Origin of the sequence: Actinomadura rifamycini DSM 43936 (assembly GCF_000425065.1) — a bacterium.
In the GTDB taxonomy this organism is placed as follows: domain Bacteria; phylum Actinomycetota; class Actinomycetes; order Streptosporangiales; family Streptosporangiaceae; genus Spirillospora; species Spirillospora rifamycini.
This window is the reverse complement of sequence record NZ_AULB01000026.1, coordinates 37,453-52,424: the sequence shown is the minus strand read 5'-3', so window position 1 is coordinate 52,424 and position 14,972 is coordinate 37,453. Positions and strand designations below refer to the sequence as shown.

13 protein-coding genes are annotated in these 14,972 nt (G+C 71.1%); 3 read left to right on the top strand and 10 right to left on the bottom strand.

The features are described from left to right. Positions 1-5: 5 nt before the first annotated feature. The 8 genes from rpsJ to H505_RS0124185 all read right to left on the bottom strand — a co-directional run bounded on the left by rpsJ (position 6) and on the right by H505_RS0124185 (position 8,479). On the bottom strand, positions 6-314 hold the full coding sequence (gene rpsJ, locus H505_RS0124220) for a 30S ribosomal protein S10 (RefSeq protein ID WP_018657599.1): 309 nt from the start codon (positions 312-314) through the stop codon (positions 6-8). 108 nt (positions 315-422) lie between these two features. Then, positions 423-1,616, bottom strand: coding sequence for an elongation factor Tu (gene tuf, locus H505_RS0124215; RefSeq protein WP_026404047.1), 1,194 nt, complete (start codon positions 1,614-1,616; stop codon positions 423-425). A gap of 80 nt (positions 1,617-1,696) precedes the next feature. Beyond that, positions 1,697-3,808 carry an elongation factor G gene (fusA, locus tag H505_RS0124210; RefSeq protein ID WP_026404046.1) on the bottom strand — a complete coding sequence of 704 codons (2,112 nt, stop codon included), beginning with the start codon at positions 3,806-3,808 and terminating at the stop codon, positions 1,697-1,699. A 40-nt stretch (positions 3,809-3,848) separates the two neighbouring features. Then, on the bottom strand, positions 3,849-4,319 hold the full coding sequence (rpsG, locus tag H505_RS0124205; protein WP_026404045.1) for a 30S ribosomal protein S7: 471 nt from the start codon (positions 4,317-4,319) through the stop codon (positions 3,849-3,851). Then, the gene (rpsL, locus tag H505_RS0124200; RefSeq protein ID WP_026404044.1) at positions 4,319-4,693 is read right to left on the bottom strand and encodes a 30S ribosomal protein S12; all 375 of its coding nucleotides are present in this window, start codon (positions 4,691-4,693) and stop codon (positions 4,319-4,321) included. Before rpsL ends, rpsG begins: the two co-directional genes overlap by 1 nt. A gap of 489 nt (positions 4,694-5,182) precedes the next feature. After that, entirely contained in the window at positions 5,183-6,805 is a 1,623-nt protein-coding gene (locus H505_RS0124195) for a hypothetical protein (RefSeq protein WP_026404043.1), read from the bottom strand. Between the two features lie 442 nt (positions 6,806-7,247). Further along, positions 7,248-7,490 (bottom strand): hypothetical protein, encoded by a 243-nt coding sequence (locus H505_RS44045; RefSeq protein WP_034519598.1) that lies wholly within the window; start codon positions 7,488-7,490, stop codon positions 7,248-7,250. 104 nt (positions 7,491-7,594) lie between these two features. Next, complete coding sequence (locus H505_RS0124185; protein ID WP_026404042.1) at positions 7,595-8,479, bottom strand: LysR family transcriptional regulator; 885 nt, start codon at positions 8,477-8,479, stop codon at positions 7,595-7,597. Positions 8,480-8,563: 84 nt separating this feature from the next. Between H505_RS0124185 and H505_RS0124180 the strand changes: the two genes are divergently transcribed. From H505_RS0124180 to rfbB, 3 genes are all read left to right on the top strand, one after another. Continuing rightward, the gene (locus tag H505_RS0124180; protein ID WP_026404041.1) at positions 8,564-9,220 is read left to right on the top strand and encodes an SDR family NAD(P)-dependent oxidoreductase; all 657 of its coding nucleotides are present in this window, start codon (positions 8,564-8,566) and stop codon (positions 9,218-9,220) included. A 250-nt stretch (positions 9,221-9,470) separates the two neighbouring features. Then, positions 9,471-10,538, top strand: coding sequence for a glucose-1-phosphate thymidylyltransferase (locus tag H505_RS0124175; protein ID WP_026404040.1), 1,068 nt, complete (start codon positions 9,471-9,473; stop codon positions 10,536-10,538). Between the two features lie 17 nt (positions 10,539-10,555). Beyond that, the gene (rfbB, locus tag H505_RS0124170; protein WP_026404039.1) at positions 10,556-11,521 is read left to right on the top strand and encodes a dTDP-glucose 4,6-dehydratase; all 966 of its coding nucleotides are present in this window, start codon (positions 10,556-10,558) and stop codon (positions 11,519-11,521) included. Between the two features lie 112 nt (positions 11,522-11,633). Here rfbB and H505_RS0124165 read toward each other — a convergent pair whose 3' ends face one another. Both H505_RS0124165 and H505_RS0124160 read right to left on the bottom strand, forming a co-directional pair. Continuing rightward, entirely contained in the window at positions 11,634-12,806 is a 1,173-nt protein-coding gene (locus H505_RS0124165; protein ID WP_211238547.1) for a helix-turn-helix transcriptional regulator, read from the bottom strand. A 1,205-nt stretch (positions 12,807-14,011) separates the two neighbouring features. Then, the gene (locus tag H505_RS0124160) at positions 14,012-14,806 is read right to left on the bottom strand and encodes a thioesterase II family protein (protein ID WP_026404037.1); all 795 of its coding nucleotides are present in this window, start codon (positions 14,804-14,806) and stop codon (positions 14,012-14,014) included. Between the last annotated feature and the right edge of the window lie 166 nt (positions 14,807-14,972).

Sequence of the window (14,972 nt, the reverse complement as noted above, 5' to 3'; positions counted from 1 at the left end):
GTCCCTCAGAGCTTGATCTCGATGTCAACGCCGGCCGGAAGGTCGAGGCGCATCAGCGAATCGACCGTCTTGGGCGTCGGGTCGATGATGTCGATCAGCCGCTTGTGCGTGCGCATCTCGAAGTGCTCGCGGCTGTCCTTGTACTTGTGCGGCGAGCGGATGACGCAATACACGTTCTTCTCGGTCGGCAGCGGCACCGGGCCCGCGACCTTGGCGCCAGTCCGCGTCACCGTCTCAACGATCTTCTTCGCGGAGGTGTCGATGACCTCGTGGTCGTAGGCCTTGAGCCGGATGCGGATCTTCTGTCCCGCCATGGTGGCCTCGGTGTCCTTTGCTGTAGTGCCGCTGTTACTTCAGGAGTCGTGACGCGGCGGCCCGGCCGGCAGGCATGCGCGGCCGGGCCGCCGCATCGACGAGGGGTGTTACTTGATGACCTTCGTGACGCGACCGGAGCCGACGGTCCGGCCACCCTCGCGGATGGCGAACTTCAGGCCCTCCTCCATGGCGACGGGCTGGATCAGCTCGACGCGCATCTCGGTGTTGTCGCTCGGCATGACCATCTCGGTGCCCTCGGGGAGGTTCACCACGCCGGTCACGTCCGTGGTCCGGAAGTAGAACTGCGGACGGTAGTTGTTGAAGAACGGCGTGTGGCGGCCGCCCTCGTCCTTGGACAGGATGTAGACCTGCGCCTCGAACTCGGTGTGCGGGGTGGTCGTGCCCGGCTTGATGACGCACTGGCCGCGCTCGACGTCCTCGCGCTTGGTGCCGCGGAGCAGGAGGCCGACGTTGTCGCCCGCCTGGCCCTGGTCGAGGAGCTTGCGGAACATCTCGACACCGGTGACCGTCGTCTTGGACGAGGCCTCCTTGATGCCGATGATCTCGACTTCCTCGTTGACGTTGATCACGCCGCGCTCGATCCGGCCGGTGACGACCGTGCCGCGGCCGGTGATCGAGAAGACGTCCTCGATCGGCATCAGGAACGGCTTGTCGATGTCGCGGGTCGGCTCGGGGACGTTCTCGTCCACCGCGGTCATCAGCTCGACGATCGACTGCGTCCACTTCTCCTCGCCCTGGAGGGCCTGGAAGGCGGACACGCGGATGACCGGCAGGTCGTCGCCCGGGAACTCGTACTCGGAGAGCAGCTCGCGGACCTCGAGCTCGACGAGCTCCAGGATCTCCTCGTCGTCGACCATGTCGCACTTGTTCAGGGCGACGACGATGTAGGGCACGCCGACCTGGCGGGCGAGCAGCACGTGCTCCTTGGTCTGCGGCATCGGGCCGTCGGTCGCGGCGACCACCAGGATGGCGCCGTCCATCTGCGCCGCACCGGTGATCATGTTCTTCACGTAGTCGGCGTGACCGGGGCAGTCCACGTGGGCGTAGTGCCGGGACTCGGTCTGGTACTCGACGTGCGCGATCGAGATGGTGATGCCGCGCTCGCGCTCCTCCGGCGCCTTGTCGATGTCCTCGAACGGCGTGAAGGGGTTGAGGTCGGGGTACTGCTCGTGGAGCACCTTGGTGATCGCCGCGGTAAGCGTGGTCTTACCGTGGTCGATGTGCCCAATGGTGCCGATGTTCACGTGCGGCTTGGTCCGCTCGAACTTGGCCTTCGCCACTGGTTGCTCCTTGTTGCGATCCTCGGCCGCCTAGACGACCGCTTCGATGTGGGTCCTGGTGATCTGTGGCAGGCCGGGTGCTACTCGCCCCGCGCCTTGGCGATGATCTCCTGCGCGACGTTCGCGGGAACCTCGGCGTAGGAGTCGAACTGCATGCTGAAAACAGCCCGGCCCTGGGTCTTGCTGCGCAGATCACCCACGTAGCCGAACATCTCCGACAGCGGGACCAGCGCCTTGACGACGCGCATCCCGTGCCGCTCGTCCATGGACTGGACCTGGCCGCGCCGGCTGTTGAGGTCGCCGATCACGTCGCCCATGTTCTCCTCGGGCGTGGTGACCTCGACCGCCATCATCGGCTCCAGCAGCGTGGGGGACGCCTTGCGGGCGGCCTCCTTGAACGCCATGGAACCGGCGACCTTGAACGCCATCTCCGAGGAGTCGACCTCGTGGTAGGCGCCGTCTCGCAGAGTGACCTTGACGCCCACCATCGGGTAGGCGGCGAGGACACCGAACTCCGCGGCCTCCTGGCAGCCCGCGTCCACCGACGGGATGTACTCCCGCGGGATGCGGCCACCGGTGACCTTGTTCTCGAACTCGTACCCGTCGGACCCGCCGCCCAGCGGCTCGAGGTCGATGATCACGCGGCCGAACTGGCCCGAGCCACCCGTCTGCTTCTTGTGGGTGTACTCGACCTTCTCGACCTTCTTGGTGATCGTCTCGCGGTAGGCGACCTGCGGCTTGCCGACGTTGGCCTCGACCTTGAACTCGCGCTTCATCCGGTCGACGAGGATCTCCAGGTGGAGCTCGCCCATGCCCGCGATGACGGTCTGGCCCGTGTCCTCGTCGGACCGGACCTGGAAGGACGGGTCCTCCTCGGCCAGCCGCTGGATCGCGGTGCTCAGCTTCTGCTGGTCGGCCTTGGTCTTCGGCTCGATCGCGACGTCGATCACCGGCGCCGGGAAGTTCATCGACTCGAGGACGATGGGTGCCTTCTCGTCGCACAGCGTCTCACCGGTGGTGGTCTGCTTGAGGCCCATCACCGCGACGATGTCGCCGGCGCCCGCGCGCTCGATCTCGGTGCGCTTGTTGGCGTGCATCCGGTAGATCTTGCCGATGCGCTCCTTGCGCTCCTTGACGGAGTTCATCACCGAGGTGCCGGACTCCAGGACGCCGGAGTAGATGCGCACGAACGTCAGCTTGCCCAGGTGCGGGTCGCTGGCGATCTTGAAGGCGAGCGCGGAGAACGGCTCGTCCTCGCTCGGGATCCGCTTGAGCACCTGCTCCTCGTCGCGGACGGCGTGGCCCTCGATGGCCTCGACGTCCAGCGGCGACGGCAGGTACCGGACGATCGCGTCCAGCAGGGGCTGCACGCCCTTGTTCTTGAACGCGGTGCCGCACAGGACCGGCGTCAGGTTCGCCGCGATGGTGGCCCGGCGGATGCCCGCGTGGAGCTGCTCGACGGTGGGCTCGACACCCTCCAGGTAGAGCTCCATGACCTCGTCGTCGTTCTCGGCGAGGGTCTCGATGAGCTTGTCGCGCCACTTGCGGGCCGTCTCGGCGTGGCTCTCGGGGATGTCGACCGTGTCGTACATCTCGCCGAGCTTGGCCTCCTCGTTCCACACGAAGGCCTTCATCGTCACCAGGTCGACGACGCCTTTGAAGTCGGCCTCGGCACCGATCGGCAGCTGCAGCGCCAGCGGCGTGGCGTTCAGCCGGTTCTCGATCATGTCGACGCAGCGGTGGAACTCCGCGCCGACCCGGTCGAGCTTGTTGACGAAGCACATGCGGGGCACGCCGTAACGGTCGGCCTGCCGCCACACGGTCTCGGACTGCGGCTCCACACCGGCGACGCCGTCGAACACCGCGACCGCACCGTCGAGCACCCGCAGGTTGCGCTCCACCTCGACGGTGAAGTCGACGTGGCCGGGGGTGTCGATGATGTTGATGGTGTGCTTGACGTCCTCAACGGGCCAGGTGCAGGTGGTGGCGGCGGAGGTGATGGTGATCCCCCGCTCCTGCTCCTGTTCCATCCAGTCCATGGTGGCGGCGCCGTCGTGGACCTCGCCGATCTTGTAGCTCATCCCCGTGTAGAACAGGATGCGCTCGGTCGTCGTGGTCTTGCCCGCGTCGATATGGGCCATGATCCCGATGTTGCGGACCTTGGCCAGGTCCACACCGGTTTTGGTAGCCACTGTCGTCCTCGCTGCGTCTCGTCGTTGCAGTTCCGCCGGGTTACCAGCGGTAGTGGGCGAAGGCCTTGTTGGACTCCGCCATCTTGTGCGTGTCCTCGCGCTTCTTGACCGAGGCGCCGAGGCCGTTGCTGGCGTCCAGAAGTTCGTTCATCAGACGCTCGGTCATCGTCTTCTCGCGACGCTGCCGGGCGTACACCACCAGCCAGCGCAGCGCGAGCGTGGTGCTGCGGGCCGGACGGACCTCGACCGGGACCTGGTAGGTCGCGCCACCGACGCGGCGGCTGCGGACCTCCAGGGTCGGCTTCACGTTGTCGAGCGCGCGCTTCAGCGTGACGACCGGGTCGTTGCCGGTCTTCTCGCGGGCGCCCTCGAGGGCGTCGTAGACGATCCGCTGCGCGATGGAGCGCTTGCCGTCAAGGAGAATCTTGTTGATGAGCGCGGTGACCAGCGGCGAGTTGTACACCGGGTCAGCGATCAGCTGGCGCTTGCCAGCGGGGCCCTTGCGCGGCATCAGCTCTTCTCCTTCTTCGCGCCGTACTTGCTGCGCGCCTGCTTACGGTTGCGGACGCCCTGCGTGTCGAGGGACCCGCGGATGATCTTGTACCGAACACCGGGGAGGTCCTTCACACGGCCGCCGCGCACGAGCACCATCGAGTGCTCCTGCAGGTTGTGACCGACACCGGGGATGTAGGCCGTGACCTCAATCCCGCTGGTCAGCCGGACACGGGCGACCTTGCGAAGCGCGGAGTTCGGCTTCTTGGGCGTCGTCGTGTAGACGCGCGTGCAGACACCCCGGCGCTGGGGGCTCTCCTTCAGCGCGGGCGTCTTGTTCTTGGTCACCTTGTCCTGGCGGCCCTTGCGGACCAGCTGCTGGATCGTGGGCACCGCGTCTCCGTCTTCCTCGTACCGAGCCGGTAAGTCTTGTCTGCAATCACCACCTCAGGAGAGGCTGTGACCTGCCGGTTTCCCGACCCTCTCCGACCCACGCGGTCGGGCGTGTCGCCAGCTCGCGGAAGTACATCCACAAGAAACCGACACAGACCGCCCGGCCCGAGAAGGGCCGAAACAAGCCGGGGAGTAGATGCGGCCGCCGGCCCTGCCCTGACGGGCTTCGCCTTAGCGCACGCATAGCGGCCCGCATACAGCGGGCACAAGCGAAAAGGTTACCGACCGCGACGCCAAAGTGCAAAGCGAGCAGCGCACTACCGCGCGGACGCCCTCCGGCGCAAACCGAGCGGGCCCGCAGCGGCCGATTCCCCCTCAGAACGGCCGAATGCCGACGGGGAGTTCCCGCCCGCGAGGCGGGAGACCCGTCGGCATTGTGACCCACGCACCCCGTGATGGGGAAGACGTGGCGCAAACTTGGCCCGTGTGCTAGCGCAGGAAGAGCACCGCCAGCACGATCACCGCGAGCAGGGCGATCCCGACGCCCGCGGTCATCAGCACGACCTTCTTCTTGCCGCCCGACCCGGCGGCGTCCCCGCCGTACCCGGGCTGCTGCCCGTACTGGCCGGGCTGGCCGGGCTGCCCCGGCTGGCCGTACTGGCCCGGCTGGCCCGGGGCTCCGGGCGCGCCGGGGGCCTGGCCGTAGGGCTGCTGGCCGAACTGGAGCGCTCCGTGCTGCTCGTCCGGCGCGCCGCCCTGCTGGTCGGGCTGCCCGAACGGCGGGTACTGCCCGCCGGTGCCCTGCCCGGGGGCCTGCCCCGGAGCCTGGCCGGGGGCCTGGCCGGGCGCCTGCTGACCGTACTGCTGCTGGTCATAGGGCTGCTGCTGGCCGAACTGCTGCTGGTCGGGCTGCCCGTACTGCTGCTGCTGGCCGTAGGGCGACTGCTGCCCGTAGTCCTGCTGGCCGAACTGCTGCGCGCCCGGCTGGGGCGGCTGCTGCTGCGGCGGCTGTCCCGCGGTCTGCCACTGCTGCTGGCCGAGGTCCATCACCGTGTGCTCGGCGAGGCCCCCCGACTCGGCGGGACGGCCCGGCGCGCCCTGGGCGGACGGGTCGAACGCCTCGGTCGCCGGGGGCTCCTCCATGCCGCCGAAGCCCTGCGGCTGCTGCGGCTGCCCGGCGCCCTCACCGGGCGGCGGGACCATCAGCGTGCGCTCCATCTCGGACTGGCCCGGCTGCCCGGGCTGCCCCGGCTGCTGCGCCTGCGGCCGTCCGGGGGCGGCCCCCGGCTGGGGCTGCTGGGCGTCCGCCGACCAGGGTTCCGGGGTGGCCGGCGGGGCGGGCGCCTGCCACGGCTCGGACGGCGGCTCCTGCCGGCGCTCGGGCCCGGTCGCGACCGGGATGTCGGTGCCGGGCGACCAGTGCAGCGTCGCCTGGTCGTCGACCTTCGGGCGGGGCTTCTCCTGCTCCTCCGCGCCCGGGTTCGGGACGATCAGCGTCCGATCGGCGGCCGGCTCCTGCGGGGCGGGCGGCGCGGGCGGCGCGGCGGGGGGCTCGGCGGGCGGAGCGCCCTCCGGGCCGCGCGGCTCGACCGGCGGGAACCCGCCCGTCGACGCCCCGTACTGCGGGCCGCCGAACGGCTGCTGCTCGGCCGGGGCGCCGTGCGCGGGCTGCTGGGGGTACCCGGGCTGCTGCTGCGGGGGCTGCCCGTACTGCTGCTGCTCCGGGGGCGGGAACCCGCCGGGCTGCCCGTAGGGCTGCGGCGGCGGGGGCGGCGGCTGCTCGCCGAACTGCTGGGCGGGCTGCTCCACCATGGTCGGCGGAGGCGGCGACACCGGACGGTCGCCCTGCTGCGGCGCGGGCGGCTGCGGCGCGGGCGGCTGCTGGGCCGGCTGCTGCCGGCCCGCGGACGGCTGCTGGTGCGGGGCGGGGGGCTGCGGCGGCTGCGCGGCGGGGCGGGCCTGGCCGCCCAGCTGCGGTGCGCCGAACACCACGGTGCGCTCGCCCAGCGGACGGGCGGGAGGTTGCTCTCCCTGCCCCTCCGGGGGCGTGGCCTGGCCCTCGTCTTCCGGCAACGGCCGCTGCGGTCCCTGCGCGCCGTCATTCTCGGTCATCGTCGGGCTCCTTCAGCGCCGTCGTCCCGGGGCTCCTCGGCTCCCGGTGCGCCCGGAGACGCGCGGCGCATAACGCGGTCCCCGGACCTGATCTCGGTTTCCCCTCGTAGCGGACGTGCTACTCGTGGGCGTTCTCGGTCCCCAGACTGCCCCGTTCGCCGGTGCGATCGCAAATCACCACCCTGCGCTAGGAATCACCTTCGGAAACGGGTGCGGCCCAGTCCACAATGCATCGCCGGGGCGGCGATCACCACCCCTGGGACGCCGGGACGTCGACTTCCTCACGCGCGCGCCGCGCGGTGCGGCCGCCATGACGAGGATCACGGCGCCGACCGCCCCGGGCGCGGGCCGTCCGCGAGCGCGGGCCGTCCGCGAGCGCGGGCCGTCCGCGAGCGCGGGCCCGCCCCCGGAAGGCGTCCGGGGGCGGGCCCGCGGCCGTCCGTCAGCGGAAGGCTTGGCACTCCACCTCCGCCCGGCGCTCGGTCATGCCGAGCCGGACGCTGGAGGACACGCACGCGCGCTGCTTCTCGTCGAGCCGGACGTCGCCGCACCGGGTGGTGCTCGAGTAGGTGCGGCAGTCCTGGGTCTGCTGCCGCGGCTGCGGTTCGGCGGCCGCGGCGGTCCCGCCGATCCCCCCGGCGGCGGCGACGGCGGCGATCAGCGCTCCGGTCATGACCCTCTTCATGCGTTTCCTCCCCCGAAATGCATGGACGTCAGCAAGGCGTAAGTCCCCGGGCCCACCGACGACAAAACGCGGCTAAACGTCAAGAAAACGACGAATCGTCCAGGTCACGTCGCGGTCGGGAGCGCGTCGACGAAGTCGCGGACGGCGGTCCGGTCGTCGCCGCGGCGCCAGGCGGCGGCCAGTTCGGACGGCGGCAGGCCGGCGACCGGGACGGCGCGCACGCCCGGACGGCGGTAGATCGCCGCGTTCCCGGCGGACAGCAGCACGATGCCGCTGCCCTCCTCGATCGCCGCGAACGTCTCGTCCGCGTTCGCCACCGTCGCGCCGACCCGGACGGGACGGCCGCCGCGGTGCGCGGCGGGGAGCCAGTGGTCGCGCAGCGGGCCCGCGCTCTCCGGGAGGGCGAGGAACGGCTCGTCCAGCAGGTCCGCGAAGTCCACCTCGTCGCGCCCGGCGAGCCGGTGGTCGTCGCGGAACGCGACCCAGCGCGGCTCCCGCGCGACCACCCGCAGGTGGAAGGCGTCCTCGGCGGGGACGGGCAGCCAGACGAACGCGACGTCGACGTCCCCGGACGCGAGCCCGGCGCTGGCGTCCGTCCAGTCGACCTGCCGCATCCGCAGCCGCCACCCGGGGCGGCGCTCGGCGAACCGGTCGCGGACGGCGGCGAGCAGGCCGCGGCCGACGCTCGTGGACAGCCCGACGGTCAGCACGGCGGCCGCCGCGGCCGCCGCGTCGGCGACCTCGCGCTGCGCCTGGTCCCAGCGGCCGAGCATCTCGCGCGCGGCCGGGAGCAGCGCCTCCCCGGGCGCGGTGAGCGCCACCGTGCGCCGGTCGCGCTCGAACAGCCGCACCCGCAGGTCGTCCTCCAGGCGGCGGATCTGCTTGCTCAGCGCGGGCTGGGAGACGAACAGGCGCTCGGCGGCGCGGGTGAAGTTCAGCTCCTCGGCGACCGCGACGAAGTACCGCAGATCGCGCAGATGACCGTCCATGGCCAACGGCTATCACGGCGGGTATTGGACGCGGAAGCGCGTGCGGCCGCACGATCGTGCCGTCCCGAGGAGAGGAGCCGGACGATGATCGCGTTGGTGACCGGAGCGAACCGGGGGATCGGACGGGAGGTCTGCGCGCAGCTCGCCGAGCGCGGGCACACGGTGATCGCGGCGGCCCGCTCCCCCGCGGCCGTCCGGGGGCAGGTCCCGCTGCGGCTCGACGTCACGTCGGACGGCGACGCCGCGCGGGCCGCGGAGGCGGTCGCCGAGCGGTTCGGGCGGCTGGACGTCCTGGTGAACAACGCCGCGATCACCTACGACACGTGGCAGCGTGCCGCCGACGCCGACCTGGACGTGGTGCGGGAGGCGGCCGAGACGAACCTGTACGGCCCGTGGCGGCTGGTGCGGGCGATGCTGCCGCTGCTGCGCGAGAGCGGGCACGGCCGGATCGTCAACGTGTCCAGCGAGGTGGCCTCGCTGACGAACATGGGCGGCGGCACCCCCGCCTACACCGCGTCCAAGGTCGTGCTCAACGCCCTCACCCGGATGCTGGCGGCCGAACTGCGGCACGACGGCATCCTGGTCAACGCGGTGTGCCCCGGCTGGGTCGCGACCGACATGGGCGGCCCCGGCGGCCGGCCGGTCGCCGACGGCGCGGCGGGCGTCGTCTGGGCGGCCACGCTCCCCGACGACGGGCCCACCGGCGGGTTCTTCCGGGACGGCCGCCCGCTGCCGTGGTGACCGAGGCGGCTTCACCCCGGCGCCACCTTTACTTACTCGCCCGGCACTCCCCGGGGCGGTCGCGCCGGTACGCCGTCACGCGGTCGGCACGCTCCGTAAAACTACAAAGGTAAGGGAGCGCGCTTTCTGCCGGCTTCAACAACCATGTTGACCGTCCCACGGATTCAGGGCGCGTCCCTACCCGCAGCCACCACGGCCCCCACGGCCTCCGGGAGTCCCTCGTGAACCAGACCGTTCGGCGGGCGTCCGCATGAAGGCACTCGTCCTGGCGGGCGGCGCCGGATCGCGGCTGCGGCCGATCACCCACACCTCGGCCAAGCAGCTGGTCCCGGTCGCCAACAAGCCGGTGCTGTTCTACGGCCTGGAGGCGATCGCGGACGCCGGGATCGGCGAGGCCGGCATCATCGTCGGCGACACCGCCCCCGAGATCCGCGCGGCGGTCGGCGACGGCTCGGCGTTCGGGCTGAAGGTGACCTATATCCCCCAGCACGCCCCGCTCGGCCTCGCCCACGCGGTGCTGGTCGCCCGCGACTTCCTCGGCGACGACGACTTCGTCATGTACCTGGGCGACAACTTCATCGTCGGCGGCATCACCGGCCTGGTCGACCGGTTCCGCGCCGAGCGCCCCGACGCGCAGATCATGCTCACCCGGGTGTCCGATCCGCGCGCCTTCGGCGTCGCCGTGCTGGACGCGGCGGGCCGCGTGACCGGGCTGGAGGAGAAGCCGCGGCACCCCAAGAGCGACCTGGCGCTCGTCGGCGTCTACCTCTTCACTCCGGCGGTGCACGAGATCGTCGCCGGGCTGACGCCGTCCTGGCGGAACGAACTGGAGATCACGGACGCGATCCAGGGGCTGATGTCGGCGGGCCGCCGGGTCGAGTCCACCGTGATCACCGGCTACTGGAAGGACACCGGCAACGTCACCGACATGCTGGAGGTCAACCGGCTGGTGCTGGAGGGCCTCGAACCGTCGGTGCGGGGCTCGGTGGACGCCGCGTCGGAGCTGATCGGACGGGTCGTGGTGGAGGAGGGCGCCGCGGTGACCGGCTCGCGGCTGGTCGGGCCGCTGGTCATCGGCGCCGGTTCGGTCGTGCGCGACTCCTACGTGGGCCCGTTCACCTCCATCGACCGGGACTGCGCCGTGCTGGACAGCGAGATCGAGTACTCGATCGTCCTCCGCGGCGCGTCCATCGACGGCGTCGGCCGGATCGAGGTGTCGCTGATCGGCCGCGAGGTGCGGGTCACTCCCGTGCCCCGGGTGCCGCGGGCGCACCGCCTGGTGCTCGGCGACCACAGCACCGTGCAGATCAGCAGCTGAGAGGGACGGACAGGGCTATGGGACGGCGCGTTCTGGTCACCGGCGGGGCCGGGTTCATCGGCTCGCACTTCGTGCGGTCGCTCGCGGGCGAGGCCGAGATCACCGTGCTCGACCGGCTCACCTACGCCGGCAATCCGGCCAACCTGGCGCCGGTCGCGGACGGGCACACGTTCGTGCACGGCGACATCTGCGACGCCGGACTGCTCGCCGAGCTGGTCCCCGGCCACGACGTCGTGGTCAACTTCGCGGCGGAGTCGCACGTGGACCGGTCGATCGCCAGCGCCGGCGAGTTCGTCCGCACCAACGTGCAGGGCGTCCAGACGCTCATGCAGGCGTGCCTGGACGCGGGCGTGCCGCGCGTGGTGCAGGTGTCGACCGACGAGGTGTACGGCAGCATCGAGACGGGTTCGTGGGACGAGGACGCCCGGATCGCGCCGAACTCGCCGTACGCGGCCGCCAAGGCGGGCGGGGACATGATCGCCGGTGCGTACGCCCGCACCCACGGCCTGCCGGTGTCGATCACGCGCTGCGGGAACAACTACGGGCCGTACCAGTACCCGGAGAAGGTCGTCCCGCTCTTCACCACGAACCTGCTGGACGGCCTGCGGGTGCCGCTGTACGGCAACGGCGGGAACGTGCGGGACTGGATCCATGTGGACGACCACTGCCGGGGCATCTGGGCCGTGGTCGAGCGCGGTGCGCCCGGGGAGGTGTACCACATCGCCGGCACGGCCGAGCTGACCAATCTGGAGCTGACGGGCCGCCTGCTGGAGATGCTGGACGCCGACTGGTCGTCGGTCGAGCGCGTCGCGGACCGTCCCGGCCACGACCGGCGGTACTCGCTGTCGGACGCCAAGCTGCGGGCCCTCGGGTACGCCCCGCGGATCGCGTTCGACGACGGCCTGGCCTCGACCGTCCGGTGGTACGCCGACAACCGCGGCTGGTGGGAACCGCTCAAGAAGAAGGCGGAGGACGCGGCGTGAACGGGCGGGACTGAACGGGCGGGGCGGGGCGGGAACGGGCGGGACGTGCCCCCGGCGCGCGTGAACGAGGGCGGTGGCTCGCCCTCGCTCTCGTGTCCGGCCGGAACGTTCCTTACGGGTTCACCGTCCAGACCGCCGCCAGCTCGACGCGCGAGGCGACGTTCATCTTCTGGAACACCTTCTTCAGATGGAACGCCACGGTGTGCCGGGAGATGAACAGCTGCCTGCCGACCTCGTCGTTGGTGTGGCCCTGGCTCACCAGCTCGGCGACGGCGAACTCCGTCTTGGTGAGCCCGTGCGGAAGCAGGTCCGGGCAGTTGACGGTGCGGATGGCGCCGCGGCGGACGCCGAAGTCGCGGAGCTTGCTCACCACGCGGGCGGCGTCCCGCCTGGCGCCGGTGGCCTCGTACACGCTCAGGACCGACTCCAGGGTGCGGACCGTCCGCTCCTTCTCGCAGCAGCGCTCGGACACCGCGGCGGCCATGTCCTCCAGCGCGGACGCCCTGGACCACCGGTCGGGGTAGAGGCCGGCCGCCTCCCACAGCTTCCCGGAGTCGCTTTCCAGCAGGCCGGCGGCGTGCAGGGCCGCGCCCCGCAGCGCACCGAACCGGGAGTTGTCGGCGGCCGCCGCGGAGACCGCCGAGACCGTCTTCCGCGCCAGGTCCGGGGCGTCCAGCTTGCCGAAGGCGCGGACCAGCCAGGCCGCGGCCGCCGGTTCCGACACCATCAGGGGGCGGAGCACGTGGGGGCTGGTGACGATGCCGGAGATGAGGTCTCCCGCGCTGGCCACTCCGCTGCGGGCCTCCATGGCCTGGGCGGTCACCCAGGCTCCCGCGGCATGCCCGCAGTACCCGAGCAGGGCTTCGTCCGCCAGTTTGTCGACGAAGTCGAGGCAGACCCTCATGTCCGCGCGGCGGAGCGCGCAGAGCGCGATGACCGTGTAGCAGGGGGTCCGCAGAGAGCGCACGCCGTGCCGTTCGGCGATGCGGAGCCCCATTTCGAGTTCGGCGATGGCGTCATTGACGGTGCCCAGGGCGAAGTGCAGGGTGCCGCGGGCGACGTGCGACGCGGCGGCCAGCGTGGGCGATTCGGTTCCGGCGCCGTCCGCTTCGAGGGCTTCGAGCGCCCGCCGGCCCGACTCCAGTTCGCCGACCTTGATGAGCAGGGTGGCGTACCGGAACTGGGCGAGCCGGCAGAGCTCGTGACCGCCCTCGCATTCGGCGACGGCGGCCTCGGCGCCGTGCCGGACCGCCGCCTCGACCCGTCCGTCCTGCCATGCCTGCATGGAGCGCCGGAGCCGGGCCGCGGTATCGCACCGCCCTCTTATCCACTCGTCATCGAATCCGGCCAGGTAATCATTGGTTCCAGTAAGGGACCCGAGAGAAGATTGCATGTCCGTTTCACCTAACGACGATCGTTCGGGAGCACAGGTGAATGAGTTAGGCAGGAAATAATCTCATTAGGTATTACTTTTGACACGGACACGGGGGGCGGCGCCGAGCTTTCCCCCCGAACGCGGTCGAACGGGCCGGCCCGTGGGGACCCGGCCGGCCGCCCGACGCTCACGTGCCACTTCCTCACTTGAAGAGCCGAGCACGTGGCGACAACCCTCCCCGGTTATTTGAGTTCGGCAACTCGCACACCAACGTTCCAGAGCATAACCAATAGCGCTCCGCAGATGTCAAGGGGCAAATCCTGTCACCCGATGTCTCGAACAGAGAAGCGACATCCCGTTCCGGGACAGGTTCTTATGATCAATTCAGGTGGCCCGTTTGCTGACCTGCGGCGACTCCCGGACGGCCGGCGAGGCGATCAATGGAGCGCTCCATGACCAGCGGATTCGGCGCGACGATTCGCGGTACACCTCGCTGACCTGCGACGACGAGACGAGGGGCGACAACCGGTCGCCTCGCCCCCGAACCGCCCGGTGCGCAATGAGATGCATATCACAGTTTATTCACAAACGCGCTCCGGGCGTCGGCCGGGAGAAGAATCCTCCCCCGCCGGAGTCTGCAAATCACGAGAATGCGGCGTCTTATGGAGTTTGCGGCAATCGTTCCGACGGACGGCCCCAAAACAGCCGACCGACCGGCACCTTTAATATTAGGGTGCACCCTAAAATACTTGAGCGCGCTAATGCATGAGTGTCCGGGCGAACGCACCCGCCCGCGGCCGGGCGCGATGGGCCCGCACCGTCCGATATCGCTGAGGCGTTCGTGCCGGGGCGCCGCGTCCGGCGACGTCGCAATGGCGGTGCCGCGACGCCCGGGTCCGCACCGGCCGGGGTCTCCTTCCGTGTCCTGCTGGATTGAGACACCTGTCGGACAGTCACCCCCCTCGGCGGCCGCGGCCTCACCATGGCCCCACCGGCTGCTCGTCCCGGATGTCCCGGGCGTTTTCAGGCTCGCAACGGCGTCCGCGGGCCGGTATCCCCAGCCTTGATAGTTGTCCGGCCCCGGCCGGCCCGGACGGCGCGCGCCCGTGGTCCATTCAGATCGCGACTCCGCGGTCCGAGTCGACGCTCCGGCGGCCGAGCCCGCTCCGCACGGTGTCGAGCACGCGTTCGGCCTCGTCCATGAGGAAGAAGTGGCCGCCCTGGAAGACCCGGAGTTCCGTCGGCCCGGTGGTGTGCTCCTCCCACGCCGCCGCCTCGTCGATCGTGACCTGGGGGTCGGCGTCCCCGGTGAGCACCGTCACCGGGCAGTCCAGGACGCGGCCGGGCTCGGGCCGGTAGGTCTCGACGGCGCGGTAGTCGGCGCGGATCGCCGGCAGGATCATCTCCAGCAGTTCCGGGTCGGCCAGCATGGCCGCGTCCGTGCCGCTCAGCCTCCGCAGCTCCGCCACGATCCGCTCGTCCGGCTCCGTGTGGAGGGTGCTCGGCCGGTGGCGGGACGGGGCCCGCCGGCCGGAGGCGAAGAACCGGACGGGCGCGCGGGTGCCGGAGTCCCGCATCCGCAGCGCGACCTCGTAGCCGACCAGGGCGCCCATGCTGTGCCCCAGCAGCGCCAGGGGCCGGTCGTCGAGGCGGCGCACCGCCGCGAAGATCTGGTCGGCCAGCTCGTGCAGGTCGGAGACGTTCGGCTCGTGCCGCCGGTCCTGCCGCCCCGGGTACTGGACCGCCAGCACCTCCACGGACGGCGCGAGCGCCTTGGACGCCGGGAAGAAGAAGCTCGCCGACCCGCCGGCGTGCGGCAGGCACAGGAGGCGGGGGGCGCGGGCGTCACCGTCCGGCGCCGGGTGGAATCGGCGGGTCCATTTCTCGAACTGCTCCGCAGAATGAGGCACCCTCGCCACGCTAGGTCCGGGCGGCCCACCCGCCATCCCTCGACCTGATAGGCCCACCGGCGGACGCCCCCGGCGGTCGTCCGGCGAGGACCACCCGCGCGGACCACCGGCGGGAAAGCGAAACCGCAGCGGGCCGGACGAGACTACCGACGTTGGTGATGGCTCC

Coding starts and splice junctions, on each gene's coding strand:
- rpsJ (WP_018657599.1), bottom strand. CDS start 314: ATGGCGGGACAGAAGATCCGCATCCGGCTCAAGGCCTACGACCACGAG.
- rpsG (WP_026404045.1), bottom strand. CDS start 4,319: ATGCCGCGCAAGGGCCCCGCTGGCAAGCGCCAGCTGATCGCTGACCCG.
- H505_RS0124195 (WP_026404043.1), bottom strand. CDS start 6,805: ATGACCGAGAATGACGGCGCGCAGGGACCGCAGCGGCCGTTGCCGGAA.
- H505_RS44045 (WP_034519598.1), bottom strand. CDS start 7,490: ATGAAGAGGGTCATGACCGGAGCGCTGATCGCCGCCGTCGCCGCCGCC.
- H505_RS0124185 (WP_026404042.1), bottom strand. CDS start 8,479: ATGGACGGTCATCTGCGCGATCTGCGGTACTTCGTCGCGGTCGCCGAG.
- H505_RS0124180 (WP_026404041.1), top strand. CDS start 8,564: ATGATCGCGTTGGTGACCGGAGCGAACCGGGGGATCGGACGGGAGGTC.
- H505_RS0124175 (WP_026404040.1), top strand. CDS start 9,471: ATGAAGGCACTCGTCCTGGCGGGCGGCGCCGGATCGCGGCTGCGGCCG.
- rfbB (WP_026404039.1), top strand. CDS start 10,556: ATGGGACGGCGCGTTCTGGTCACCGGCGGGGCCGGGTTCATCGGCTCG.
- H505_RS0124165 (WP_211238547.1), bottom strand. CDS start 12,806: ATGCAGGCATGGCAGGACGGACGGGTCGAGGCGGCGGTCCGGCACGGC.